This window comes from Microbacterium sp. (assembly GCF_047607465.1).
Classification (GTDB): Bacteria; Actinomycetota; Actinomycetes; order Actinomycetales; family Microbacteriaceae; genus Microbacterium.
On sequence record NZ_JASGCY010000044.1, the window covers coordinates 14,708 to 39,925 of the forward strand.

23 protein-coding genes, 1 tRNA gene and 1 pseudogene are annotated in these 25,218 nt (G+C 69.8%); 12 read left to right on the top strand and 13 right to left on the bottom strand.

All coding sequences use genetic code 11. The features are described from left to right. Nucleotides 1-21: 21 nt before the first annotated feature. From zwf to pgl, 3 genes are read left to right on the top strand one after another with little or no spacing between them, the layout of a single operon-like run. Nucleotides 22-1,572, top strand: a complete 1,551-nt coding sequence (zwf, locus tag QM568_RS05410; RefSeq protein WP_415136608.1) for a glucose-6-phosphate dehydrogenase — start codon at nt 22-24, stop codon at nt 1,570-1,572. Next, nucleotides 1,569-2,504: a glucose-6-phosphate dehydrogenase assembly protein OpcA gene (locus QM568_RS05415; RefSeq protein ID WP_415136610.1), complete on the top strand. Its 936-nt coding sequence runs from the start codon at nt 1,569-1,571 to the stop codon at nt 2,502-2,504. Before zwf ends, QM568_RS05415 begins: the two co-directional genes overlap by 4 nt. Then, entirely contained in the window at nt 2,501-3,289 is a 789-nt protein-coding gene (pgl, locus tag QM568_RS05420) for a 6-phosphogluconolactonase (protein ID WP_415136612.1), read from the top strand. Before QM568_RS05415 ends, pgl begins: the two co-directional genes overlap by 4 nt. On the opposite strand, the gene QM568_RS05425 is transcribed toward pgl, so the two are convergent. Next, nucleotides 3,283-4,302 carry a DMT family transporter gene (locus QM568_RS05425; protein WP_415136614.1) on the bottom strand — a complete coding sequence of 340 codons (1,020 nt, stop codon included), beginning with the start codon at nt 4,300-4,302 and terminating at the stop codon, nt 3,283-3,285. The genes pgl and QM568_RS05425 overlap by 7 nt on opposite strands. A 43-nt stretch (nt 4,303-4,345) precedes the next feature. Here QM568_RS05425 and def point away from each other — a divergent pair, with 43 nt between their 5' ends. Further along, nucleotides 4,346-4,912 carry a peptide deformylase gene (gene def / locus QM568_RS05430; protein ID WP_415136616.1) on the top strand — a complete coding sequence of 189 codons (567 nt, stop codon included), beginning with the start codon at nt 4,346-4,348 and terminating at the stop codon, nt 4,910-4,912. Between the two features lie 117 nt (nt 4,913-5,029). Beyond that, on the top strand, nt 5,030-5,539 hold the full coding sequence (locus tag QM568_RS05435) for a septum formation family protein (protein ID WP_415136618.1): 510 nt from the start codon (nt 5,030-5,032) through the stop codon (nt 5,537-5,539). Between the two features lie 52 nt (nt 5,540-5,591). Here the strand turns inward: QM568_RS05435 and QM568_RS05440 are convergent, their stop codons facing one another. The 6 genes from QM568_RS05440 to dusB all read right to left on the bottom strand — a co-directional run bounded on the left by QM568_RS05440 (nt 5,592) and on the right by dusB (nt 12,333). Then, on the bottom strand, nt 5,592-6,848 hold the full coding sequence (locus QM568_RS05440) for a threonine/serine exporter family protein (protein WP_415136620.1): 1,257 nt from the start codon (nt 6,846-6,848) through the stop codon (nt 5,592-5,594). Between the two features lie 136 nt (nt 6,849-6,984). Further along, nucleotides 6,985-7,060: transfer RNA gene (locus tag QM568_RS05445), tRNA-Asn, on the bottom strand. 96 nt (nt 7,061-7,156) lie between these two features. Beyond that, on the bottom strand, nt 7,157-7,930 hold the full coding sequence (locus QM568_RS05450) for an ATP-binding cassette domain-containing protein (protein ID WP_415136622.1): 774 nt from the start codon (nt 7,928-7,930) through the stop codon (nt 7,157-7,159). A gap of 35 nt (nt 7,931-7,965) precedes the next feature. Further along, entirely contained in the window at nt 7,966-9,816 is a 1,851-nt protein-coding gene (gene dnaG, locus QM568_RS05455) for a DNA primase (RefSeq protein WP_415136624.1), read from the bottom strand. After that, the gene (locus QM568_RS05460; protein WP_415136626.1) at nt 9,816-11,189 is read right to left on the bottom strand and encodes a deoxyguanosinetriphosphate triphosphohydrolase; all 1,374 of its coding nucleotides are present in this window, start codon (nt 11,187-11,189) and stop codon (nt 9,816-9,818) included. Before QM568_RS05460 ends, dnaG begins: the two co-directional genes overlap by 1 nt. Further along, nucleotides 11,179-12,333, bottom strand: a complete 1,155-nt coding sequence (gene dusB / locus QM568_RS05465; RefSeq protein WP_415136628.1) for a tRNA dihydrouridine synthase DusB — start codon at nt 12,331-12,333, stop codon at nt 11,179-11,181. The genes QM568_RS05460 and dusB overlap by 11 nt, the downstream gene beginning before the upstream one ends. Before the next feature lie 60 nt (nt 12,334-12,393). On the opposite strand from dusB, the gene QM568_RS05470 reads away from it, so the two are divergent. Next, on the top strand, nt 12,394-12,891 hold the full coding sequence (locus tag QM568_RS05470) for a glutathione peroxidase (RefSeq protein WP_415136630.1): 498 nt from the start codon (nt 12,394-12,396) through the stop codon (nt 12,889-12,891). A gap of 1 nt (nt 12,892) precedes the next feature. Here the strand turns inward: QM568_RS05470 and QM568_RS05475 are convergent, their stop codons facing one another. Further along, a complete protein-coding gene (locus QM568_RS05475) occupies nt 12,893-13,609 on the bottom strand; it encodes an AraC family transcriptional regulator (RefSeq protein WP_415136632.1) in 717 nt (238 codons plus the stop codon). A 149-nt stretch (nt 13,610-13,758) separates the two neighbouring features. On the opposite strand from QM568_RS05475, the gene QM568_RS05480 reads away from it, so the two are divergent. The 5 genes from QM568_RS05480 to QM568_RS05500 are packed head-to-tail and all read left to right on the top strand — an operon-like array spanning nt 13,759 to nt 19,033. Beyond that, nucleotides 13,759-14,844 carry an ABC transporter substrate-binding protein gene (locus QM568_RS05480; protein WP_415136634.1) on the top strand — a complete coding sequence of 362 codons (1,086 nt, stop codon included), beginning with the start codon at nt 13,759-13,761 and terminating at the stop codon, nt 14,842-14,844. A 7-nt stretch (nt 14,845-14,851) separates the two neighbouring features. Beyond that, the gene (locus tag QM568_RS05485) at nt 14,852-15,901 is read left to right on the top strand and encodes a FecCD family ABC transporter permease (protein WP_415136636.1); all 1,050 of its coding nucleotides are present in this window, start codon (nt 14,852-14,854) and stop codon (nt 15,899-15,901) included. Then, the gene (locus tag QM568_RS05490; RefSeq protein WP_415136638.1) at nt 15,898-16,971 is read left to right on the top strand and encodes a FecCD family ABC transporter permease; all 1,074 of its coding nucleotides are present in this window, start codon (nt 15,898-15,900) and stop codon (nt 16,969-16,971) included. The genes QM568_RS05485 and QM568_RS05490 overlap by 4 nt, the downstream gene beginning before the upstream one ends. Continuing rightward, complete coding sequence (locus tag QM568_RS05495) at nt 16,968-17,786, top strand: ABC transporter ATP-binding protein (protein ID WP_415136640.1); 819 nt, start codon at nt 16,968-16,970, stop codon at nt 17,784-17,786. Before QM568_RS05490 ends, QM568_RS05495 begins: the two co-directional genes overlap by 4 nt. Continuing rightward, nucleotides 17,783-19,033: an alpha/beta hydrolase gene (locus QM568_RS05500; RefSeq protein ID WP_415136642.1), complete on the top strand. Its 1,251-nt coding sequence runs from the start codon at nt 17,783-17,785 to the stop codon at nt 19,031-19,033. The genes QM568_RS05495 and QM568_RS05500 overlap by 4 nt, the downstream gene beginning before the upstream one ends. On the opposite strand, the gene QM568_RS05505 is transcribed toward QM568_RS05500, so the two are convergent. The 3 genes from QM568_RS05505 to recO form a co-directional block, all read right to left on the bottom strand. Beyond that, entirely contained in the window at nt 19,030-19,716 is a 687-nt protein-coding gene (locus QM568_RS05505) for a DsbA family oxidoreductase (RefSeq protein ID WP_415136644.1), read from the bottom strand. The genes QM568_RS05500 and QM568_RS05505 overlap by 4 nt on opposite strands. 113 nt (nt 19,717-19,829) lie before the next feature. Further along, the gene (locus QM568_RS05510) at nt 19,830-20,630 is read right to left on the bottom strand and encodes an isoprenyl transferase (RefSeq protein ID WP_415136646.1); all 801 of its coding nucleotides are present in this window, start codon (nt 20,628-20,630) and stop codon (nt 19,830-19,832) included. Further along, nucleotides 20,627-21,355 (bottom strand): DNA repair protein RecO, encoded by a 729-nt coding sequence (gene recO, locus QM568_RS05515; RefSeq protein WP_415136648.1) that lies wholly within the window; start codon nt 21,353-21,355, stop codon nt 20,627-20,629. The genes QM568_RS05510 and recO overlap by 4 nt, the downstream gene beginning before the upstream one ends. 34 nt (nt 21,356-21,389) lie before the next feature. On the opposite strand from recO, the gene QM568_RS05520 reads away from it, so the two are divergent. Beyond that, the gene (locus tag QM568_RS05520) at nt 21,390-22,088 is read left to right on the top strand and encodes a trimeric intracellular cation channel family protein (protein WP_415136650.1); all 699 of its coding nucleotides are present in this window, start codon (nt 21,390-21,392) and stop codon (nt 22,086-22,088) included. A 183-nt stretch (nt 22,089-22,271) separates the two neighbouring features. On the opposite strand, the gene leuA is transcribed toward QM568_RS05520, so the two are convergent. Further along, nucleotides 22,272-24,026: a 2-isopropylmalate synthase gene (gene leuA, locus QM568_RS05525; RefSeq protein ID WP_415136652.1), complete on the bottom strand. Its 1,755-nt coding sequence runs from the start codon at nt 24,024-24,026 to the stop codon at nt 22,272-22,274. Between the two features lie 191 nt (nt 24,027-24,217). Continuing rightward, nucleotides 24,218-25,218: pseudogene (locus QM568_RS05530) on the bottom strand (hypothetical protein); the annotation flags it as partial.

A 25,218-nucleotide genomic window follows, 5' to 3' on the forward strand; every position in this document is an offset into this window, starting at 1 on the left:
AGCCTGGAGAATCCCCCACTGATGTCTGTTCCCATCTCGCGCGGGCACAACCCGCTGCGTGACCCCGACGATCGCCGTCTCAACCGGATCGCGGGCCCCAGCGCCCTCGTGATCTTCGGCGTCACCGGCGACCTGTCGCGCAAGAAGCTCATGCCCGCCGTCTACGACCTCGCCAACCGTGGCCTGCTGCCTCCGGGCTTCGCCCTCGTCGGCTTCGCCCGCCGCGACTGGGAGGACCAGGACTTCGCGCAGGTCGTCTACGACGCCGTCAAGCAGCACGCGCGCACGCCGTTCCGCGAGGAGACCTGGACGCAGCTGCTGCAGGGCATCCGCTTCGTCTCCGGCGAGTTCGACAACGCCGCGTCCTTCGCGAAGCTCCGCGAGACGGTCGAGAAGCTCGACGTCGAGCGGGGCACGATGGGCAACCACGCCTTCTACCTCTCGATCCCGCCGAAGTCGTTCGCGGTCGTCGCGCAGCAGCTCAAGGACTCCGGGCTCGTCGGCGACGAGAACGACGACGCGGAGTGCTGGCGACGCGTCGTCATCGAGAAGCCGTTCGGGCACGACCTGGAATCCGCGCGCGAGCTCAACAGCGCACTCGAGGTCGCCTTCTCCGCCGACTCGATTTTCCGCATCGACCACTACCTGGGCAAGGAGACGGTGCAGAACATCCTCGCGCTGCGCTTCGCGAACGAACTGTACGAGCCGATCTGGAACCGCAACTTCGTCGACCACGTGCAGATCACGATGGCCGAGGACATCGGCGTCGGCGGCCGCGCCGGCTACTACGACGGGGTGGGCGCGGCCCGCGACGTCATCCAGAACCACCTGCTGCAGCTGCTCGCCCTCACCGCGATGGAGGAGCCGATCAGCCTGTCGGCAGAGCACCTCAGGGCCGAGAAGGAGAAGGTCCTCGCCGCGGTGCGCCTGCCGGACGACCTGTCCCTCGCCACGGCGCGCGGCCAGTACGCGGGCGGCTGGCAGGGCGGCGAGCAGGTCACCGGATTCCTCGACGAGGACGGCATGGATCCGCACTCCGCCACGGAGACCTACGCTGCGATCAAACTCGGCATCGAGACGCGGCGCTGGTCGGGTGTGCCCTTCTACCTGCGCACCGGCAAGAGGCTGGGCCGTCGGGTCACCGAGGTCGCGGTCGTCTTCAAGCGCGCCCCCGAGCACCTCTTCGGCCGCTCGAACGCCTCGGAGCTCGGGCAGAACGCCCTCGTGATCCGCGTGCAGCCCGACGAGGGCGTCACGATCCGCTTCGGCTCGAAGGTGCCGGGCAACGGCACGAACGTCCGCGACGTCACCATGGACTTCGGCTACGGCCACGCCTTCACCGAGGCGAGCCCCGAGGCCTACGAGAGACTCATCCTCGATGTGCTGCTCGGCGATCCGCCGCTGTTCCCACGGCATGAGGAGGTCGAGCTCTCCTGGAAGATCCTCGATCCGGTCGAGGAGTACTGGGCCGCCCAGGGTGGGCCACTCGAGCAGTATGCGCCGGGATCGTGGGGGCCGGCATCCGCCGACGCCCTCCTCGCCCGCGACGGACGAATCTGGAGACGCCCGTGATCATCGACCTTCCCGACACGACCGTCAGCCAGGTCGCGAAGAATCTCGTCAAGGCGCGTGAAGAGGGCGGCGTCGTCGCTCTCGGCCGCGTGCTCACCCTCGTCATCGCGGCGCGCAACGGCGTAGCCGAGGCCGCCATCGACGCCGCGAACGACGCCTCGCGCGAGCATCCGATGCGGGTCATCGTGCTCACCACCGGCAGCGGCGAATCCCGGCTCGACGCGCAGATCCGCGTCGGCGGCGACGCGGGTGCGAGCGAGGTCGTCGTGCTGCGCGCCTACGGCGACGCGGCCAGCAACGAGGAGAGCCTGATCACGGGTCTCCTCCTGCCCGACGCCCCGGTCGTCGCCTGGTGGCCCGAGCAGGCACCAGCGTCGCCGTCGAAGTCCCCTCTCGGCCGCATCGCGCAGCGCCGGATCACCGACGCCGCCACCTCGCCCGATGTGCGCGACCGTCTCGCCCTTCTCGGCGAGACCCATGCCCCTGGCGACACCGACCTCGCCTGGACCCGCCTCACGCACTGGCGCGAGCAGCTGGCGGCCGTGCTCGACCAGCCGCCGTACCAGGAGGTCACCGCCGTCGAGGTCCGCGGGGCCTCGGCGTCGCCGTCGACCGCGCTGCTGGCGGCGTGGCTGCAGCTGGCGCTCGACGTTCCGGTGAGCTGGTCGTACGAGTCGCCGGACACCTGGCAGGAGGGCATCAAGTCGGTGCGGCTGACGCGCGCGGCCGGTGACATCCTGCTCGAACGCCCCGCCCCGGGCATCGCCGTGCTCACCCAGCCCGACCAACCGGACCACGACCTCCACCTGCCGCGACGCACCCTCCGCGAGTGCCTCGCCGAGGAGCTGCGCCGCCTCGACCCCGATGTCCTGTACGGTCGGGTGATCACGGAGGGCTGGGAGAGACTGGGCCCGCCCGAGACAGGAGAATGATGTCGATGCAGGCCGGATCCGCAGAGAAGCGGGTCGTCGTCGAGGCGACACCGGCGGCCCTGGCCGCACGGGTCGCCGACAGGTTCCTGACGAGACTTCGCGCACGCACGCGCAACGGCAAGGTCGCCCACGTCGCTCTCACCGGCGGATCCATGGGCGGCGCCGTGCTGCGCGCGACGGCGGAGAGCCGCCGCGCGCGCGACGTCGACTGGTCGCTCGTGCACTTCTGGTGGGGCGACGAGCGCTTCGTCGCGCACGACGACGTCGACCGCAACGCCGTGCAAGCCCGAGCGGCCCTGCTCGACCGCATCGACGTGCCCGCCGAGAACATCCACGAGATCGCCGCCGCAGACAGCGGCCTTGACCTCGAGGGCGCCGCGGAGGCCTACGCCGCGGAGCTCGCCCGCTTCGGCACCGCCGAGCACCCATGGCCCTCGTTCGCGGTCTGCTTCCTCGGCGTCGGCCCCGACGGCCACATCGCCTCGCTGTTCCCCGACCGCGCCGAGGTCACGGTGACCGACGCCGCGGTGCTCGCGGTGCGCGACTCGCCGAAGCCGCCGCCGGAGCGGGTGACGCTCACGCGCCCCGCGCTCAACGCATCCAAGCGCGTATGGCTCGTGCTCACAGGCGCCGACAAGGCTTCGGCGCTCGGGCTCGCCCTGGCCGGAGCCAGTTACACGAGCGTGCCGGCGGCGGGTGCGAAGGGCCGCAAGCGCACGGTCTTCTTCGTCGATGAGGCCGCGGCATCCGAGGTCTCCCCCGACCTCATCGACCAGGCCTACTGACCGCCGGCGTCCCTCGGCGCTCGTGAGTCCGTCGACGGGCCGGAGGAGCCCCGTTCGATGTCGAGCTCCTGGCTCTCGCTGAGCACCTGCGGGTGGTACCGGGCGAGCCCGACGACGCCGAACACGGCGATCGCGCCGGCGACGCCGAAGATCACCAGCACCCATCCCGGCGCCGCTGCCGCCTCACCGAGCACGAGCATGCCGATGACGACGGCCACCATCGGGTCGACGACGGTGAGACCTGCGATGACGAGATCGGGCGGGCCCGAGCTGTAGGCGGTTTGCACGAAGTAGGCGCCGACCGCGGAGGCCGCGACGAGAGCGATCACGCAGACCAGCGTGATCCAGTCGAAGCTGCCGTTCTCGATGCGGTTGATCGTCGCCTTCGCGAGGGTCGCGACGAAGCCGTAGAGGATGCCGGCGCCGATGACGTAGAACAGGGCGCGCATCCGATGCCTCAGGACCAGCCACGCCGCCCCCAGCACGATGATCACCACGAGCAGGATCGCCAGGATCGTGAACAGCTCGATGTTGGTGATCGGCTTCTCGGTGGCGAAGACCGCCGCGAACGACACGAAGAGGAAGATGCCGCCGACGCAGCAGCCGATCGCCGTGATGGACTGCCGTGTGGGGGTGTGCCCGGAGACCCGCGCGTTGAGCAGTGTCGTGATCACCAGGGCGATCGCCCCGAGCGGCTGGACGACGATGAGCGGGGCGACCGAGAGCGCGGCGAGCTGGCAGACAATCGCGAGGCCGAGCATGAGTGTGCCGATGACCCACGAAGGGCGGATCAGCAGGCGCCGCACCTGATCGAGGCTCAGCCCCGTCGTGGCCTCGGCGCCGGTGAGCTGCTCGACCCTCTCGACGCCGCGGTGCTGGTACTGCGCGCCGAGGGACATGAAGACCGCGCCGGCCAGCGCGAGCGGGATGCCGAGCAGCAGCTTGGGATTGTTGAAAACGCCGATGAGCTGTTCGCCCACATCTTCGCCGCTCAACCATACGGTAACGCTCACGTGACGACACTACCCGGCGCCCCTGCCCAAGTAGGGTTATGGCGTGGCCGTACTTCCGATTCGCATCATGGGCGATCCCGTCCTGCACTCCCCCGCCTCCGTCGTCGAGGAGATCACCGACGAGATCCGCACCCTCGTCGCCGACATGTTCGAGACCATGGACGCCGCCCCCGGCGTGGGCCTCGCCGCCCCGCAGGTGGGCGTGCCGCTGCGCATCTACACGTACGCCTACGTCGACGACGACGATCAGCCGTGGCGCGGCGTGATCATCAACCCCGAGCTGTGGATGACGCCGCTCGAGCCCGGCGAACCCGATCCGGAGCTGGAGTCGGAGGGATGCCTGTCGTTCCCCGGCGAACGCTTCGCGCTACGCCGTTCCGAGCGCGTGCGCGTCACCGGCACCGACCTCGAAGGCCGTCCCGTCAGCATCGACGTCGACGGCTGGCGCGCGCGGATCATGCAGCACGAGTTCGATCACCTCGACGGAATCATCTACGTCGACCGGCTGTCGGACGGCGACTGGAAGACGGTGCAGAAGATCGCGCGCAAGCGCGGCTGGGGGCGCCCCGGCGCGAGCTGGACCCCGGGGATCGACGACCTCGAGGCGTGACGCGTCCAGCGCGTTCACAGCATCTTTCGAGTTGCGGCACAGATTCCCGCGGGGCTACCGTCGTAGCAGGGGGTTCTTCGGGTTGCCCCTGCACACACAGCTCTGACGGGATCCACTATGAAACTGCGCACACGCCGCGCTCTCGCGCTCGCCGGTTCCGCCGTCGCGCTCTCGATCGCTCTGACCGGATGCAGCACCATCAGCAGCCTGCTCGGCGGAGGCGGCGACGCCACCCGCGACGAGGAGACCGGCGAGGTCACCGAGGGCGCGAACATCGACATCTTCTCGCTCAAGGTGGGCGACTGCAAGATGGAGAGCTCGAGCGGGCTCGTCTCCGACACGGACGTCGTTCCCTGCAGCGAGCCGCACGACGAAGAGGTCTACTACGAGATCAAGATGGAGGACGGCGAGTTCTCCGAGGATGCCATCGACGCGGCATCTGAGGAGTGCGGTGGTGAGCCGTTCACCACCTTCATCGGCATCGACTACAACTCGTCGTCGCTCGAGGTATATCCCCTCGTCCCGACGCAGGAGACCTGGGATGAGCTGAACGACCGCATCATCCAGTGCATCGTCTACAACCCGGCGGGCCCCACCACGGGCAGCCTCCAGGGCACCGGTCTCTGATCCGACCTGACACGACGAAGCGCCCCGCCGGACGGTGGGGCGCTTCGTCGTGTCAGACCTGTGCGCGGCTCCACCGCAGCAGTCGCCACCAGTGCGTGTCGACGACGATCGAGCCGAGCTTCGTGCCGATGCACAGGCTCGCGAACACGGCGAGGGCCGCACCGACGGGCTGCATGTCGAGGGAGGCGATCGCCACGAGCCCGACGGTGCCGGGTACGAGCAGCAGGAAGGCGGGCTCGAACGTGATCGACGCGGGGATCGCCAGCGACGACCGCTCCACGAGCCGGGCGATGACGAACAGCACGGCCGCGGCGGCGCCGGTGGCCACCGCGCTTCCGGCGAAGGGGCCGATCGCGATGAGAAGCGCGTAGGCGAGCCCCATGGCGGCGATGCTCACGGCGGTCAGACGGTAGCCCGCGCCGAAGGCGAGGCTGATGCCGACGGCGAGAGCTGCGACGCCGAGCCAGCTGAACACGATCGACGGCGCCGAGGCCCAGGCGGGGCCCGCGCTGATCACGCCGCTGATGTCGGCGAGCAGGAAGGCCGAGTCCTCGTCGACGGTGAGGCCGATCCAGGCGCTGCCCGCGGCGATGCCTGCGACCATGAACCCCAGCTGCACGATGCCGTAGACGAGGCGGGCCGCCCCGGTGACGACGTCTGCGGCCGTGAGCTCGAGCAGGGCGTTGGTGATCATCGCCCCCGGCACGAGGATCGCGATGGGCGCGCACACCGCGAACAGCGGCACGGTGGCGTAACCGAGCAGTGCTGCCCCTTCGCTCACGAGCACCGTGGACAGCAGGGCGACGAGGAACGGCACGATCGCCGCCGCCGGACGGATGCGCTGGAGCAGCACCGCCACCGCGCCCATGAGGGCCGCGACGACCGCGGCGACGAGCACCGACCACCACGGGCACCGGAAGAGCACGGCGAGGCCGGCCGCGAGCAGGGCGTTCCCGCACACCCAGCGCAGCACCGGCATCCGCATGCGGGCGTCGCGGATCCGCGTCTGCTCGGCATCGAGGGCGCGTTCGAGGGTGATCCGACCGTCGCGCAGGCGATGCAGCATCCGGCTCACCATCGCCGACTGCCTGGTCGACAGCGAGGAGGCTGTGGTCATCCGCAGGATCGCGCCGTCGGCGGCGACGGCCGGTGAGACGAACACGGCCTCCGGCAGCACCGCGAAGGAGAACTCCTCGTCGGGGCTGACGCGCCCGCGCACCGCCTCCAGGGCGTCGCGGGTGTCGGTCGCCGAGAAGCCGGCCTCGAGCAGCAGCGCGCCCAGCTGCGCGAACTGCGGGGATCTGGTCATCGTCTTCCTCGCGAGAAACCACTTCGGACGTGAGACACCACCCACGACGTGGTGTCTCACGCCGTACTTGGTTTCTCACCGCAGAACAAGGGTGGAAAGGGAGAACCCCCGGCCTTCATGCGAAGGTCGGGGGTCTTGGCTCCCCGGCTTGGACTCGAACCAAGAACCTGCCGGTTAACAGCCGGCTGCTCTGCCAATTGAGCTACCGAGGAATGTGCACCGCTCGGCGGGCAACTCGACAAGCTTAGCAAACTCCGCGTCGTGCTCGTGACACGAGCCCGCCATTCGGGCGTGTCGGGACGACACCGTCAGGCGCGCGAATCCGCCTCGGCATTGGGCGCCCACAGCAGGTCCTTGCCGACCCCGCGGGCGACGACGTGCCCGGCGCGCAGCATGAGCGTCTCGGCGTTGAGCTCGCGGATGAACGCCGCGTCGTTGGTCACCAGCAGCGCCCCCATCCCCTGCTCGCGGCGGCGGCGCGTGATCGCGTCGAAGACGACAGGACGCACCTCGAGATCGAGGTTCGCGAGGATCTCGTCGGCGATAAGCACACGGGGCTCGAGCACGAACGAGCGCGCGATCGCCACGCGCTGACGCATCCCGGCGCTGAGCTCGTACGGGAACCGCTCCGCGGTCCCCAGCGGCAGGTGCAGCTCGTCGAGCAGCGTTGCGACGCGGATCGAGAGCGCCTTGTGGTTCACGCGCTTCTCGCGCAGGAGGATCGGCTCGGCGATGACCTCCTGCACGGTCAGGCGCGGCGGAAGGTCCGCTCCGGCGCCCTGCGGCACGAAGCCGGTCCGATACGTGAGCACCCGGTGCTTGCGTCCTGGTCGGCGCACGTCGACGCCGCACACCTGGGCGCTGCCGCCCGTGATGCGCACGGAGGGGTCGGTGGAGCCCGCCAGCGCCAGCACGAGGGAGGATTTGCCCGATCCTGTGGGGCCGGCGACGCAGATCAGGCCGCCGGGGTCCAGGGTGAAGGTGACCCCGTCGACAGCCCTCGTCGGCGATCCGTGCCCCGACCGGTCGATGACGAGGTCGGAGCAGTCGATCGCGTGCGTGGTGTCTGGCCGGCGGGACATGGTTCCATCCTGCCCTGCGTCCGCGCCGGCGCTGGTCACGACTCGGCGAACCGCTGACGCTCGATGTCGATATCGCGCAGCCGCACCCGCAGCGCCCGCCCGCCGTCCGAGTCGGCCGGAACCCGTTGCACCGCGCCGAGCAGCTCGTTCTTCTCGTCGTCGAGCGCCCGCACGATGAGCCGACGGCACAGGTCCGTCGCCGAGGCCACCGCGCCGGACTCGTCGCGGGCCGGGAACGGCATCATCAGCAGTTCGCCGCCCAGGGACCGGAACGGCTCGCGCACGGCGTTGACCGCCTCGGTCGCCCAGCCGGCGCGCGTGCGATCGGAAGCGGATGCGATCGCCTCGCGCACCGCTTCGAGGCCGGGGGTGCGCATCGGATGCCCCAGCGCCCGCGCGAGCAGGTCCTGGTCGACCTGGTGCCCGTACTGCAGCACGCCCATGAGGGCATCGCGCTCCAGAGCGACCTGCGCCGTGCGCGGCAGCGACGCGAGCGTCACGAGCGCGATGCTCGCGCCCTCGATCGCGGGCTCGTCGCGGACCGGCTGCTCGGTGCGGGGTGCGGCCCCCCGGCCCGCACGGCGCACCACATCGTGGACCTCGGCGGGGTCCATGCCGAGGCGGCGCGCGAGGACGCGCTCGTACCCAGGACGCAGCAGCGGATCCTTGATCTCGGCGACGATGGGAGCAGCGGCGCGCAGCGCCCCCACCCGCCCCTCGACGGTGGCGAGATCGAAGCCGGCGAGCTTGCGATCGATCGCGAACTCGAACATCGGCACCTTGGCGTCCATGAGGGTGCGGACGGCCGCGTCGCCGCGCTGCAGGCGCAGATCGCACGGGTCCAGCCCGTCGGGTGCGACGGCGACGAAGGTCTGCGCCTTGAAGCGGTCGTCCTCGCTGAACGCGCGCAGCGCCGCCTTCTGGCCGGCCTCATCGCCGTCGAAGGTGAAGACCACCTCGCCTGCGGCGTTGTCATCGCCCATCACGCGGCGAAGCACCTTGATGTGCTCGGTGCCGAAGGCCGTGCCGCAGGTGGCGATCGCGGTGGTGAGACCGGCGAGGTGACAGGCCATCACGTCGGTGTACCCCTCGACGACAACGACGCGGCGGGGGTCGCCCCGGGAGATGTCGCGCTTGGCGAGGTCGAGCCCGTACAGCACCTGGGCCTTCTTGTAGATCGGGGTCTCCGGGGTGTTCAGGTACTTCGGGCCCTGATCGTCGTCGAAGAGCTTGCGCGCGCCGAACCCGATCGTCTGGCCGGACACGTCGCGGATCGGCCAGACCAGGCGTCCCCGGAAGCGGTCGTAGACGCCGCGCTGACCCGTCGAGACGAGACCGGCAGTGCTGAGCTCCTCGCGGGTGAAGCCCTGCGCGGAGAGCGCCTTCAGCATCCCGTCCCATCCGCGGGGGGCGAAGCCGACGCCGAAGTGGGAGGCGGCCCCCGCGTCGAATCCGCGCTCGCCGAGGAAGCGCCGCCCGGCCTCGGCGTCTGGCGAGAGCAGCTGGGAGCGGAAGAACTCGGCGGCGGCGGTGTTCGCGGCGTACAGCCGCGCCCGGCCGCTCGTCTCGGGGGCCGCTCCGCCGTCTTCGTAGTGCAGCGTGTAGCCGATGCGGGCGGCGAGCCGCTCGACGGCCTCGGTGAAGCTCACATGGTCGATCTCGCGCAGGAACGAGTAGACGTCACCCGACTCGCCGCAGCCGAAGCAGCGGTAGTACCCCACCTGCGGACGCACGTGGAAGCTCGGGCTCTTCTCGTCGTGGAACGGGCACAGGCCCTTGAGCGAGCCCACCCCCGCCGACTTCAGCGCGACGCGCTCGCCGACGATGTCGGCGATGTTCGTGCGGGACTTGACCTCGTCGACGTCCGCCTGGCGGATGCGCGGCATCAGCGCACCTCGGCGATGGGACGCCGCCCCGCGGCCGCAGCACGCACCCCTGGCCGCGAGTGCCGCGGCGTCCAGATGCCGACCTCAGCCGGATCGATCTCGCCCACCAGTCGGTTGTGCCAGTCGAGCGCGGTCTGGTCGGTGAGGCTGGCGATCTGATCGACGACGACCCGCGCGCGCTCGGCATCCGTGGTCGCGGCGATGAAATCGGCCGCGAACGCCGGCTCGAGCACGTCGGCCCCCGCCGACCACAGCGCATCCGTCGACCACAGGGCGTCGGCCAGGCGCGTGAGCACCCGCCGTTGCTCCTTGTAGACGCCCTTGCGGGCGTCTATGGTGACGATCGCCTGGCCCATGATGCCCTTGAGCACGGCGATCTCGGCCTCGACGACGCGAGGCACGACGACGTGCGCGTTGTAGCGCACCAGCACGGCGCCGGGGTACGCCTCCCGCGTCGCGGAGACGGATGCGCGCGCGAAGCGCCCGATGACGTCGCTCGTGAGGTTCTTCAGCCGCGCGAGGTCCTGCCGGGAGCGATCGAAGGACCGCAGCCACATCGGCTGGCCGGCCAGGCGGTACAGCGCGTCGGCGAGCTCGTCGCGCGTGAAGTCGTAGCCCACCCACTGCTGGATGCGGTCGATGAGCGCGTCGTGCTCGCGCGGGTCGGAGAGCTGCGCGACGTCGACGTAGCCGTTGACGATCGCATCCTCGAAGTCGTGCACCGAGTAGCCGATGTCATCGGAGAGGTCCATGATCTCCGCCTCGATGCAGCGCAGCCGCCCCGGCGCCCCCTCGCGCATCCACCGGAACACCGGCTCGTCGTCGGGGTACACGCCGAACTTCAGCCGACCGCCCGGGTCGGGAACCGGGCTGTCGACGGTCCACGGGTACTTGCAGGTGGCGTCGAGGCTCGCCCGCGTGAGGTTCAGGCCTACCGAGCGGTCGGACCCGTCGAGCACCTTCGCCTCCAAACGAGTGAGGATGCGCAGCGACTGCGCGTTGCCCTCGAAGCCACCGATGTCCTCGGCCCACTCGTTCAGCGCGCGCTCGCCGTTGTGACCGAACGGCGGGTGCCCGAGGTCGTGGCTGAGGCATGCCGTGTCGACGACGTCTTCGGAGACGCCGAGGGCCGTCGCGAGCTCGCGGCCGACCTGCGCGACCTCGAGCGAATGGGTGAGCCGGTTGCGGGCGAAGTCCGCGGTGCTCGCGGGGCTCAGCACCTGGGTCTTCGCGGCGAGGCGGCGCAGCGCCGCCGAGTGCAGCACGCGCGCGCGGTCGCGGGCGAAGTCGTCGCGCTCGGAGCGGTGCGTCTCGGCGAAGAACCGCTCGGCGTCGCGCGCGTCGTAGCCGTCCGCCCGCCGCTCAGCCGCCACTGTTCTCGATCTCCGCTCCGCGCATCATCTCCGAGGTCGACACACCGATCTCGCGGGATTCCAGCCACTTGTCCGGCAGCACCGTGCGCTTGGGGCGCCCTGCGCGGCCGCGCTGGCCTTCGGCATCCGCTCCGGGGTACGGGGATTCGCGGTCGAGCTGCCCGAGCAGGTCGTCGATCTCCTGCAGGCTGGAGGCGGTCGCCAGGCCCGTGCGGATGTCGCCGCCGACCGGATAGCCCTTGAAGTACCACGCCACGTGCTTGCGGACGTCGCGGCAGCCGTGATCCTCGTCGTCGAAGAACTCGACGAGGAGCTCGGCATGACGGCGGAACGCGTCGGCGACGAAGCCGAGGGTGGCATCGACCGGGGTCGACTCCGCGCCGAACGCCGCGGCGAGCTCTCCGAACAGCCAGGGGCGGCCGAGGCATCCTCGTCCGACGACGACGCCGTCGCACTCGGTCTGCGCCATCATGCGCACGGCGTCGTCGGCGGACCAGATGTCGCCGTTGCCGAGCACGGGGATGCTGGTGACCGCCTGCTTGAGCTCGCCGATCGCGTTCCAGTCGGCGTGACCGGAGTAGTACTCGCCCGCGGTGCGCGCGTGCAGGGCCACGGCCGCGGCCCCCGCGTCCTCGGCCGCGCGTCCCGCCTCGATGAACGTCAGATGATCGTGATCGATGCCCTTGCGCATCTTCACCGTGAGCGGGATGGCGCCTGCGGCCTTGACGGCCTGAGTGACGATGTCAGCGAACAGTCGGCTCTTCCAGGGCAGTGCCGCACCTCCGCCACGGCGCGTCACCTTCGGCACGGGGCAGCCGAAGTTCAGGTCGATGTGATCGGCGTGGTCCTCGGCGACGATGATGCGCACCGCTTCGGCGATCGTCGCCGGATCCACCCCGTAGAGCTGGATCGACCGCGGCGTCTCGGACTCGTGGTGGCGGATGAGCCGCATGGTGCTGTCGTTGCGCTCGACGAGCGCACGCGAGGTGATCATCTCGCTCACGTACAGCCCTGCGCCGTACTCGCGGCAGAGGCGCCGGAACGCCGTGTTGGTGATGCCGGCCATCGGCGCGAGCACGACGGGGACGTCGAGGGCGATCGGCCCGATGCGCAGCGGGCGGGCGGTGGCGGTGGCGACTGTCATGACGTCTTCCATTCTCCCAGATGCGGAGCCGCCACGGGCTCAGCGACCTAAGCTGTGGATATGACCGATCCCGCCTCCGTGCGCAGCATCCCGTTCGCCGACGCCGAGGGGACGCAGAAGACGCTCGACGACCTCGGCGCCGACGTCGTCCTCGTCGTGAACGTGGCCTCCAAGTGCGGTCTCACTCCGCAGTACGAGCAGCTCGAAGAGCTGCAGCGGCGCCACGGCGACCGCGGCTTCAGCGTCGTCGGCTTCCCCTGCAATCAGTTCTTCGGCCAGGAGCCTGGTTCGATGGAGCAGATCCTTGAGTTCTGCTCGGTGACGTACGGGGTCACCTTCCCGATCAACGGCAAGGTGAAGGTCAACGGCAAGAACGCCGCGGACCTCTACAAGGCGCTCACGCAGACCCCGGATGCCGACGGCAAGGCCGGACGCGTCGAGTGGAACTTCGAGAAGTTCCTCGTCGGCCGCGACGGTTCCGTGCAGCGCTTCCGCCCAAGGCAGAAGCCCGACGACCCGGCGATCGTCGCCGCGATCGAGACGGCCCTGGCGCGCTGAATCAGCGCGGCACGCCGTGGCGTCGCGCGTAGGCTCCCGGCGGCATGCCGTAGTAGCGCTTGAAGGCGCGCCGGAACGCCGACTGATCGCGATAGCCCACGCGGGCGGCGACCACGCCTGGTCCGTCCGTCCTGCGCAGCAGGGAGGCTGCGACCTCCATGCGGCGCCTTCCCCGCCACTCCTGCAGGGTCATGCCGGTCTCGGCGATGAAGGCGCGCTCGATCGTGCGGGCGGAGACGTGGTGCGTCGCGGCGAGGGCGGCGACGGATGCCGCGAGCGCCGGGTCGTCGCGCAGCTGCTCGGCGATCGCGCGAGCGGTCGGCGACACAGGCATGGGCAGCCCCGTCGGCGGCACCGCGCGCGCCTGCAGCATCCGCAGCAGCCGCCTCTCCAGGTCGACGTCGGGGCGGATGATGGAGTTCTGCACCTGGAGCAGCGCGAGGATCAACGTGCGCAGATCGCCGTCCACGGCGATCCAGGTGGGGGTGCGCAGCACGCCAGCGCCGGGTCGCGCCCGCACGTGCAGCGGCAGGAGGACGGCGTCCTCCCCCACATGCAGGGCGTGCGCCACCCCGGCGGGGATCCAGAGCGCGTGGCCTTCGGAGAGCTCCTCCGCAACGCCGTCGAGCTCGCAGCGCGAGGAGCCCCTGGCCTGCCAGAGCAGCACGGATTTCGCCGGGTGCATCCTCTCGGCGATCTCGACGGGTGGGATCCGCATCGCTGTCCTCCTGAACGGCTTGTCGCATTCTGCACGCACCCTGTCGCAGGCGGCACGCTCTTTTAGGATACCCTCACCTAATGTGGAACGCCGGGCCGAGTCGCCCCGCCCGTGACCCGAACGGGCTCCACTTCCAAGAAGGAACCGAAATGACTGGTATTCGTGCGCGCGCCGGCGCCGTCAGCACCCTCGTGCTGGCGGGCCTGGTCGCCTTGACCGCCTGCGCGGGCTCTCCGCAGCAGTCCGCATCCTCCCCGGCAACCGACGACGCCCCCGCCTCGGGTCTCGTCCCGGCCGCCGAGGGCAAGACCTCCTACCCGCTCGAGCTCGACACCCAGTGGGGAACCACCACGCTGGAGAAGCGCCCGGAGAGGATCGCGGCTGTGACACCGTCGCAGGACGATGCCGAAGCGCTCGCCGCGCTGGGCGTGACCCCGGTGATCGCCAGCGAGTGGGCGACCGACGTGTGGCTGAACGACGCCCTCACCGAGGAGATCCCGAACCGGTTCACCACCGGTGACACGCAGTACCCGGTCGAGCAGATCGCGGCGGCTGAGCCCGACCTCATCATCGTTCTCGGCGCCGACCTCGCCAGCGACTACGAGAAGCTCTCCTCGATCGCACCCGTCCTCGCCACCGCGCAGAAGGGCGGCAGCGAGCAGAGCGTGGCCAACGATTGGGCCGACAGCATCCGCCAGATCGGTGAAGCGCTCGACCTGCAGGACGCCGCCGAGGAGGCGCTCGACGAGGAGGAGCAGTTCTACGCCGACTTCCGCGCCGCGCATCCCGAGTTCGCCGGTCTCACCGCGACGTACCTCGTCTACTACGGCGAAGAGGGCGGGCTGCAGTACCACTCGACCGCCGGCAGCCCCGCCGAGTCGGTCTTCGAGCGGATGGGCTTCGCCGAGAACCCCGGCGCCGCCCAGTTCACCTACCGGCAGGAGGTCAGCGAGGAGCTCCTCTCGGCGCTCGACGCCGATGTCATCCTCTTCTCCGACAACTCCGACGGCAACTACGCCGACATCGTCGACCAGCCGCTGTTCCAGAACCTGCAGGCGGTCAAGGACGGCCATCTGATCCTCATCGACAACCGCGCCGCGGAGGGCACGTTCGTGATCGACGGCGAGGAGCACACCGGGAACATGCCGTGGGCGCTCGCGCGCAGCGGCCCCCTCTCCGGCACCTGGGCGGTCACCCAGATCGCCCCGGCGCTCCAGAGCGCGCTCGCAGGCTGACCCTCGTATGACGGCGAACCCGATCGCACCGGCATCCGCCCGCACCGCGCCAGCGGTCCGCGGGCTGGCACGTCGTCGCGCGATCGGGTTCGCCCTGCTGGTCGCGGCGCTCGCCGGCGCCGTGCTCCTGAGCGTCTGGATCGGCGCCAACCCGCTGGCGTTCTCCGACGTGCTCGCAGCTCTCGTCCGCCCCGACGGCGGCGATGCGTCGATCGTCGTGTGGACCAAGCGGATGCCGCGCACGCTGCTCGGCCTGCTCGTCGGGGCGGCCATCGGGGTCGCCGGAGCGGTGATCCAGGCGATGACGCGCAATCCCCTCGCCGACCCCGGCATCCTCGGCGTGAACGCGGGGGCCGGATTCGCCGTGACGCTGGGGGTCGGGCTCTTCGGGATGAGCGGCATCGGCGGCTACATCTGGTTCTCCTTCGCCGGAGCCGCGGCCGCCACGCTGCTGGTGTGGGCGATCGGCACCACGGGGCGGGGCGCGACGCCCATCACGATGGTGCTCGCCGGCGTCGCACTGGGTGCGGTGCTGCGCGGCATCTCCACCTTCCTCACCCTGGTCGACGAGGAGACCTTCCGCGCTGTGCACAACTGGGGACTCGGCTCGATCGCCCGCGCCGGCATCGACGAGACGCTGTCGGTGCTCCCCTTCATCGCGATCGGACTCGTCATCGCACTGCTGCTGTCCGGGTCGCTCAACGCCGTCGCGCTCGGCGACGATCTCGCCTCGTCCCTGGGCACCGCGGTGCTCCGCACCCGCATCCTCGGGCTCATCGCCGTGACGCTGCTCGCCGGCGCCGCCACCGCTCTGACCGGAGGCATCGCCTTCATCGGCCTGATGGTGCCGCATGTCGTGCGGTGGTTCACCGGACCCGACCAGCGGTGGATCATCGCAGGCACGGCCCTCGCCGCACCCGTCCTGCTGCTCGTCGCCGACGTCATCGGGCGGGTGATCGCGCGTCCGGGCGAGATGGAGGTCGGCATCGTGACCGCGGTCATCGGAGCGCCAGTGCTCATCGCGCTGGTGCGACGCCGGAAGGCGAGCGGACTGTGACCCGCGCGCGCATCGATCACGGCTACCGGGCGGTCCAGCTGCGCACGCCGGTCGTCTCAGGACGCCTCGGGCTGCGCCTGCTCCTCGCCTGCATCGTGCTCCTCGCCGCCGCCGTCGCCGCCGCCTACGCCGCGGTGTTCCTCGGCGACTATCCGCTGACGACGGCCGACGTGACCGCCGCGCTCACCGGCAGCGCCGACGAGTTCACGACGAGGGTCGTGCGCGAGTGGCGTCTGCCGGTCGCGATCGCCGCCGTGCTGTTCGGCCTGCTGCTGGGCATCGGAGGGGCGATCTTCCAGTCGCTCACGCGCAACCCGCTCGGCTCCCCTGACGTCATCGGGTTCGACGCCGGCTCGTACACCGCCGTCGTCGTCGTGATGCTGGTGCTCGGTGCTCAGCACTCCTGGACGATCGCCGTCGCATCCATCGCCGGCGGCCTCGTCACCGCGCTGGCCGTGTACCTCCTGGCCTACCGTCGCGGTGTGCAGGGCTTCCGGCTCATCATCGTCGGCATCGCGGTGGCGGCAGCTCTCGGCTCGATCAACACCTATCTGATCACGCGCGCGGACGTGCGCGACGCCATGCAGGTCGGATTCTGGGGCGCCGGCTCCCTCACCAGGGTGACCTGGACGACGCTGACCCCCTCCCTGACCCTCGCCGTGGCGATCATCGCCGCGGCCGCCGTGCTCGCGCCCGCGCTGCGCAGCCTCGAGCTCGGCGACGACACCGCGTCGACGCACGGCACGAGGGTCGGCGCCTCCCGGCTGGCCCTGCTGACGGTCGGCGTGGCGACGACGGCGCTCGTGACGGCCGCGGCAGGTCCCATCGGCTTCGTCGCCCTCGTCGCCCCGCAGCTCGCGCGGCGCGTGACGAGGACGCCAGGCGTCAGCATCCTCGCCGCCGGCGCCATGGGAGCCGCTCTCCTGGCCGCCGCGCATCTGCTGTCCCAGGTGCTGTCGGTCATCTACCGTCCCGTCCCTGTCGGACTGCTCACGATCTGCGTGGGCGGCGTCTATCTGATCGTGCTGCTCGTACGCGAGTCCCGTGCCCCCGCTGGAGGCCCCCGATGACCCACTCCTCCCGCCCCCAACGGCTGCTCGCCGAGGCTGTGACGATCGGATACGACCGCCGCACCATCTCTGATGGTCTGACCGTCGGCATCCCCGAAGGCTCCTTCACCGCGATCATCGGCCCCAACGGCTGCGGCAAGTCCACGCTGCTGCGCGCCTTCGCCCGGGTGCTGGAGCCGACGTCGGGGAGGGTCCTGCTCGATGGCGAATCAATCAGGACGCGCAAGTCCAAGGCCCTCGCCCGCGAGCTCGGTCTGCTCCCCCAGAGCTCGATCGCCCCCGACGGCATCCGCGTCGCCGATCTCGTCGGGCGCGGGCGCTCGCCGCACCAGTCCCTCCTGCAGCAGTGGCGGCTCTCCGACGAGGAGGCCGTGCACGACGCGCTCGCGGCCACGCATCTGCTCGAGCACTCCGACCGGCTCGTCGACGAGCTCTCGGGCGGCCAGCGCCAGCGCGTCTGGGTCGCGATGCTGCTCGCGCAGCAGACGCCGACCATGCTGCTCGACGAGCCGACGACGTTCCTGGACATCGCGCACCAGTACGAGCTCCTGGAGCTGCTGCGCCAGTTGCACGAGGAGGGCAAGACCGTCGTGACCGTGCTGCACGATCTCAATCAGGCGGCGCGCTACGCCACGCACATGATCGTGATGAAAGACGGGGACGCCGTCGCCGTCGGTGCGCCGTCGGACGTGCTCACCGCCGATCTGCTGCGCGAGGTCTTCGGTCTCGCGGCGCTCGTCATCGAAGACCCCGTGACGGGCACGCCCCTCGTGGTGCCGCTGGACCCGCGCGCGGCGACAACGGGACCCGCATGACCGCCGTCGACGGGCGCATCTGGCACGACCGCGCAGGACGCGCCCACCGTGAGCGGGGCGTTCCGCCGCGCTCCGACGAGCCGACGATGCGTCGCGTGACCGGGCCGCTGGCCGACGCCTGGCACCGGACGCCGCAGCGTCGCGCTGACCTCGCCCGCGATGCGCTGTCGCGCCCCAATCCCCACGTGGTCCCCGACCCAGGCGCGCCGGGGTCGTCACTGTGGACCTGGGTGGTGGAAGCGCCCGCGGCCGCGGCGGTGCTGCTGTGGACCAACCCGGTGTTCGACCACACCGATCCCGCCCTGGCCGAGCTCGAGCGTCTCGAGGGCTCCGCCCTGTGGACCATCACCCTGCGCCTGCCCAGCGCGCTGCGCGCCTCGTATCGGATCGCCGTGTGGGAGCACGAGGAGGAGCCGCCATGGCGCACCGCCGAGGGGAGGCGCCCGGTGCTGCTCGCCGCGATGGCCGCAGGCGCCGTCGACAGTCGCGGCACCGATATCGTCATCGGCTCCCGCGGCGAGGCATCGTCGGTCGCAGCCGGCCCCGACGCCCCTGTGGAACCGTGGCGCACCACGGCGCCGTCTTCCGCGTCGGGATCACTGCTGGAGGAGATCACTCTTCCGGATGACGAGCGGGCCTGGCTGTACACCCCGGCGGACGCGACCTCCCCCACGCCGCTGCTGCTCCTCTTCGACGGCGACGTATGGCGGCGGGAGCTTCCGCCGATCCTCGACAGGACGATTGCCGCCGGCATCCTTCCGCCCCTGCACGTCGCCATGCTCGACGCGAAGGACGTCGAGCATCGATGGGAGCACCTCGGAGTTCCAGGCGGCCAGGTCGACGTCCTCATCGACCGCCTACTGCCGCTCGTGCGCGGACGTCCGCTGGTGAGCACCCGGCCCGCCGACACGATCATCTCCGGGCAGAGCCTCGGCGGGATCGCTGCGCTGTGGACGCTCGCCCTCTCCGACGGCGACGTGGGTCACGCGATCGCGCAGTCCCCATCGCTGTGGCGGTTCGATGTAGCCGACGCCCTCGCCACGGCATCCGGCTGGTCGTCGCTCGAGCTGCAGGCGGGCACGTTCGAGGGCGACATGCTCGCCGACGCGGCCGCGCTGGCGGTGTCGCTGCGCGCCGACGCACGCACCGCGGGGCGCCGCGTCGCGCTGTCGCCGTTCGAGGCCGGTCACGACTGGGCGGTCTGGCGGGCGAACCTCGTCGGATCGCTGATCGCCCTGCTCGGCTAGACGGCGGCCGACTCCGTCTCGCCCTCCCCGCGCTTGACCCACAGGTCCCGAAGCACGTTCTCGAACGCGGCCGGCGGCTGGGCGCCCGAGATGCCGTACTGGCCGTCGATGACGAAGAACGGCACTCCCTGGATGCCGTAGGCCCGGGCCTGCGCCTGATCCTGGCGCACGGCAGGCAGGTACAGATCCGATTCGAGCGCCTTGCGCGTCTCGTCGGCATCCAGGCCGACCTCCGACGCCAGCTCCACGAGATCGTCGACGCGTCCGATGTGGCGGCCCTCGGTGAAGTAGGCCGACATCAGCCGTTCCTGCATCTCGTGCTGTTGCCCGTGGGCCTTCGCGAAGTGCAGCAGCTCGTGCGCCTTGACGGTGTTCGTGTGCTGGAGGAGGTCGAACCGGTACTCGAGCCCGGCGTCGGCGGCGACCCCCGTGACGTGGGCGAGCATCTTCTCGACCTGCTCGCGCGGCATGCCCTTGTGCCCGGCGAGGAAGTCCACCTCGTCGCCGTCGAAGTCGACGGGGGTGTCGGGCGAGAGCTCGAAGGAGTGGAAGGTGATGTTCACCTGGGGGACGTCCTCGTCCCCCGCGACCGCATCGAGCCCCTTCTCGAGGTTGCGCTTGCCGATGTAGCACCACGGGCAGGCGATGTCGGACCAGATGTCGATCGAGATGGGTTCGCTCACGCTGTCTTCCAACCGCGTGCAGCCGCGTGCTATTCCGCCCTCCTGGTTCCTGAGCGAGCGAAGCGAGACGAAGGGCGCCTCGTTCGGGAACCGGCCCACGGCCGGCTGCGCGCTCAGGCCTGATCGGGCGCGTTCACAGCCCCGCCGAAGCGGCGATCGCGGGCGAGATAGACGCCGATGGCGCGCCACAGCTCCTCGCGCGAGAAGTCGGGCCAGAGCGTGTCGAGGAACACCATCTCGGCGTACGCCGACTGCCACAGCAGGAAGTTCGAGGTGCGCTGCTCGCCGGAGCTGCGCAGGAACAGGTCGACGTCGGGCATGTCGGGGACGTAGAGGTTGCGCCGGATCATCTTCTCGGTGATGGCGTTCGGCTTCACCCGTCCGGCGGCGACGTCCGCCGCGATCGCCCGCATCGCGTCGACGATCTCGACGCGCCCGCCGTAGTTCACGCACATCGTGAGGGTGAGCACGTCGTTGCCGCGGGTGAGCTGTTCAGCGTACTGCAACTCCTTGATCACCGAGCCCCACAGCCGCGGCTTGCGCCCGGCCCAGCGCACCCGCACGCCCCATTCGTTCAGCTGGTCGCGACGACGGTGCAGCACATCGCGGTTGTAGCCCATGAGGAAGCGCACCTCTTCGGGCGAGCGCGCCCAGTTCTCGGTGGAGAACGCATACACCGAGAGGTGCTTGACCCCGGCCTGGATGGCTCCGGCGACGACGTCGAGCAGCACCTCCTCGCCGGCCTTGTGCCCCTCGATGCGGTTGAGGCCGCGGCGGTTCGCCCAGCGTCCGTTGCCGTCCATGACGATGGCCACGTGCTCTGGAACCTTCGGGAACGCCGGCGGATGGACCCCTGTCCAATCCAACGGCCGGTAGGCGACGGCATCCTTGTGCGTGTACGGCTTGGGGGTCACCGGATTCCTTCCAGGTGGGCGAGCGAGCGGATGCCGCGCTCGAGGTGCCACTGCGCGTAGGCGGCGATGAGACCGGAGGCCGCGCCGAGCTCGACCGGCGAGGCGGCGTCGATGAGATCCCACTCCCCCGCCATCAGCGCGCGCAGCAGCGTCAGCGTGCGCTCTGCGATCCTCGGGGTCCCTGCGGGGGCGTCGCTGCGGCAGACCATGCCGCCGAGGTGACCTGCGAAGCTCGCATGCGGACCGGGGGCGTCGCACCGCGCGCACGAGTCGAGCGAGGGCGCCCAGCCCGACAGGGCCATCACCCGCAGCAGATAGGAGTCGAGGATGCTGCGCGGCGCGTGCTCGCCGCGGGCGAGAGCGCGCAGGCCGCCCACCAGCAGCAGGTACTGCTCGGGCGTGGCTTCGGCGTCGCTGAGGCGGTCGGCGGTCTCGACCATCGCGTTCGCCGCCGTGAACCGGTCGTAGTGCACGGCGATGTCGGTGCCGTACGCGCCGAGCGATTCCGCCTGCTGCACGATGTCGAGCGAGCGGCCCTGGTACAGCTGCACGTCGGCGACCATGAACGGCTCGAGCCGCGCGCCGAACTTCGACGAGGTGCGGCGCACGCCCTTCGCCACCGCGCGGATCTTGCCATGACCACGGGAGAGCATGGTGACGATGCGATCCGCCTCACCGAGCTTGTGAGTGCGCAGGATCACCGCTTCGTCTCGGTACGTCGGCACCCCTCGATTATCCTCCGTGCGGGACAATGGGGTGGTGACCGAACCGCTCTTCACCGTTCCGCTGTGGGCTGATCTTCTCGGCGTGGGACTCGGCGGCGTGCAGGGCGCGATGTTCGCATCGGGCTTCCAGGGGCAGCGCCGCCTCGACTGGCTCGGGGTGGCGATCATCGGCATCATGATCGGCATGGGCGGCGGACTCATCCGCGACATCCTGCTCGGTCAGCCGCCGGCGACGCTGCACAGCAACTGGTATCTGCTCACCGCGACGGGGGCGTCGCTGTTCGGGATGCTGCTGGCCGGGGTGTTCAATCGGCTCAACACCGTCATCGTCGTCCTCGACGCAGTCGTCATCGGCATGTTCGGGGCCTTCGGGACCAGCAAGGCGATCGCCTTCGGCATCCCTCCGGTGCCCGCCGTGTTCATCGGGGTCTGCGCCGCCGTCGGCGGCGGCGTGCTCCGCGACGTGCTCATGGGGCTGCCGACGGCGATCATGCACGTCGGCTCCCTCTACGCGGTCGCCGCCGGTGCCGGGTGCGCCTTCATCGTCATCGCGAACACGGGCTTCGGCATGTCGATCACGCTCGCCGCCGTCATCGGCATCGTCGTGACGGCCGTGATCCGCATCCTCGCGGTGAGCTTCGACGTCTCGCTCCCCGAGCAGCGGCGCCTGCACCGTCGTCGGGTCGCCGCCGAGACGGGCATGATCCCCATCATCGCCGAGCGGAGCGACTGACCCCCAGCACTCATCCGCCTCACCGATCCCTGAGCGAGCGCAGCACCACCGGTTCCTGAGCGAGCGCAGCGAGACGAAGGGCGCCCAGCAACCGGTGGACACCACACGTCCTTCGTCTCGTCGCTGCGCTCGTCGCTCATGAACCGGAGAGGCCCAACAACCGACGAGCGGACGACCAGCGCGTCAGACGGCGGCGAGCTCCCGCTCTCGGGTTCGGATCGAGCGGTTCACACCCGAAACGATCGCTTTGAGGGATGCCGTCGAGATGTCGCCGTCGATACCGACGCCCCACAGGCGCTGGTCGCCGACCTGCAACTCGATGTAGGCAGCCGCCTGCGCGTCGCCTCCTGCGCTGAGCGCGTGCTCGACGTAGTCGTAGACCGTGAGGTCGAAGCCCTGTTCGCGCAGAACCTCAACGAACGCCGCGACTGGGCCGTTGCCACTGCCCGTAAGAGCCAGCTGCTCCTCATCGTCGCGCAGCACAACGTCAAGCACGACCTTGCCCGACATGTCGCTGCGTGTCTGGGTACCGAGCAGCTCGAAGCGGCCCCACTTGTCAGAAACATCTGCCGCCGGCAGGTACTCATCCGAGAAGATCTCCCAGATCTGCCCACTGGTGAGCTCTCCGCCCTCGGCATCCGTCTTCGCCTGCACAACACCCGAGAACTCGATCTGTAGCTTGCGCGGCAGGTCGATCGCATGGTCAGCCTTGAGCAGGTAGGCGACGCCGCCCTTGCCCGACTGCGAGTTCACACGAATCACGGCCTCGTACGAGCGCCCGAGGTCCTTCGGGTCGACCGGCAGGTACGGCACCGCCCACTCGATGTCGTCAACGGTGACGCCCCGAGCATCTGCCGTCGCCGCCATGGCCTCGAAGCCCTTCTTGATGGCGTCCTGGTGCGAGCCGCTGAACGCAGTGAAGACGAGGTCGCCGGCCCATGGGCTGCGCTCTGGGACGGGCAGCTGGTTGCAGTATTCGACCGTGCGCTTGACTTGATCGATGTCGCTGAAGTCGATCTGAGGGTCGATGCCCTGCGTGAACAGGTTGACGCCCAACGCGACGAGGTCGACGTTGCCGGTGCGCTCGCCGTTGCCGAACAGGCATCCTTCGATACGGTCAGCGCCTGCCATGTAGCCGAGTTCAGCCGCCGCGATCGCCGTGCCGCGATCGTTGTGCGGATGCAGTGACAGGATGACGTTCTCGCGGTGCGCGAGGTGCCGGCTCATCCACTCGATCGAGTCGGCGTAGACGTTTGGCGTCGCCATCTCGACCGTCGCGGGCAGGTTGATGATCACCTTGCGGTCGGGTGTCGGCTCGAGGATCTCCAGCACCTCGTTGCACACCTCGACGGCGTACTCCAGCTCGGTGCCGGTGTAGCTCTCGGGCGAGTACTCGTAGTACACGCTGGTGTCGGGAATGCGCTTCTCGAATTCGCGGCACAGGCGCGCGCCCTCCAGCGCGATCTGCTTGACGCCGTCACGGTCGGAGCGGAAGACGACCTCGCGTTGGAGAACGCTCGTCGAGTTGTAGAAGTGCACGATCGCCTGCTTGGCCCCGGCGATCGACTCGTAGGTGCGCTCGATGAGGTGTTCGCGAGCCTGCGTGAGCACCTGGATTGTGACATCATCGGGGATCAGGTTCTCCTCGATGAGCTGCCGAACGAAATCGAAGTCGGTTTGGCTGGCCGAGGGGAATCCGACCTCGATCTCCTTGTAGCCCATACTCACGAGCAGCTCGAACATGACGCGCTTGCGCTCGGGTGACATCGGGTCGATGAGAGCCTGGTTGCCGTCGCGGAGATCGACCGCGCACCAGCGGGGGGCCTGGGTAATGCGCTTCGAGGGCCAGGTCCGGTCAGGCAGATCGACGCGGATCTGCTCGTGGTACGGCCGATACTTGTGGATCGGCATCGCGGACGAGCGCTGGGTGTTCTGCATGATGTGGGCTTCTTCTCTTCGTCAAATTGAACGGGCCAACACAAGCGCCGCGACGAGGAAGGCCCTAGCTCTCAGGACTCGTCGCGGCAGCTAAGAAGAAGCAGACCGCCGAAAGGCATGAGGCCATGGTAGCAGGTCATTACCGTCAGGAGGCGTGCCCAAGGTTGCCGGTACCTGCTGGCAGCTTCGTTCTATCTCGGATGCTGTGCGGTGCGCCTTCTGCGAACGACCAGGAGCCCCAGACCTGTAAACATCGTCAGGACAGCGATGGTGAAGAGCGCGAGCGGGATCTGCCCACCGGTGACGGCAAGACCGATGAACACCGACGCGGGAACCGCGAGCGCCTCGCTCGGCGGAGACGTGATCGTTTCCCCGTTCGGGTCCAGACCGCTCGCGATCGCGGTGAGCGTCAACGGAGCTCCCGTGAGGTCTCCCTCCACGACGATGTACTCGGCCCGGCACAGGAGCGTATCGCCGGGGAGCAAGGGGTTGGGCTCATCCTCGCAGACGACGACGAGTGCGTCACCCAGGCCACTGAACCCTCCGACGTCGACACTCGGGTCGAAGATCGACACGTTGCCGGTGTTGGTCACGGTGAAGGTGAACACGACTTTCTCACCGGGCGTCGTCACCGTGTCTTTGTCGGCCGTGACCGTCACCGCCAGCCCAGGGGTGGGCACGAGGCTCGTCTCGGTCGTCGAATCCGGGTCGTTCGGGTCGCTGGTCGGGTCGTCGCCGCGCACCGTGGTGCCAGTCGCAGTGGCGCTATTGGTGATCGCGCCGCTGACGATGTCCGCCTCTGTCACCGTGTACTCCGCGGTGCAGGTCACCGTCTCACCGGGAGCCAATGCTCCGTCGGGGCAGGTGACGGTTGGCGCGGTTCCCGTACCGGTGAACTCACCCTCAGCAACACTCACCGACGACAGGGTCACATTCCCGGTGTTCTCCACCACAAACACGTAGTGCAACACACCACCGGCTTGCCCAGGGACAGTGCCCTCGGTCGATTTAGTGACCTTGATACCCGGGTCAGCGATGAACTCCGTCACCACCGTGTTCGACGGACCACCCACATACGCACCACCCTGCGGATCATCCCCCGTACCGGTGGCCGTGTTCGACACCTCGCCCGCATCAATATCCGCCTGCGTCACCGTGTACTCACCCGTACACGTCATCGACGCACCCGGCA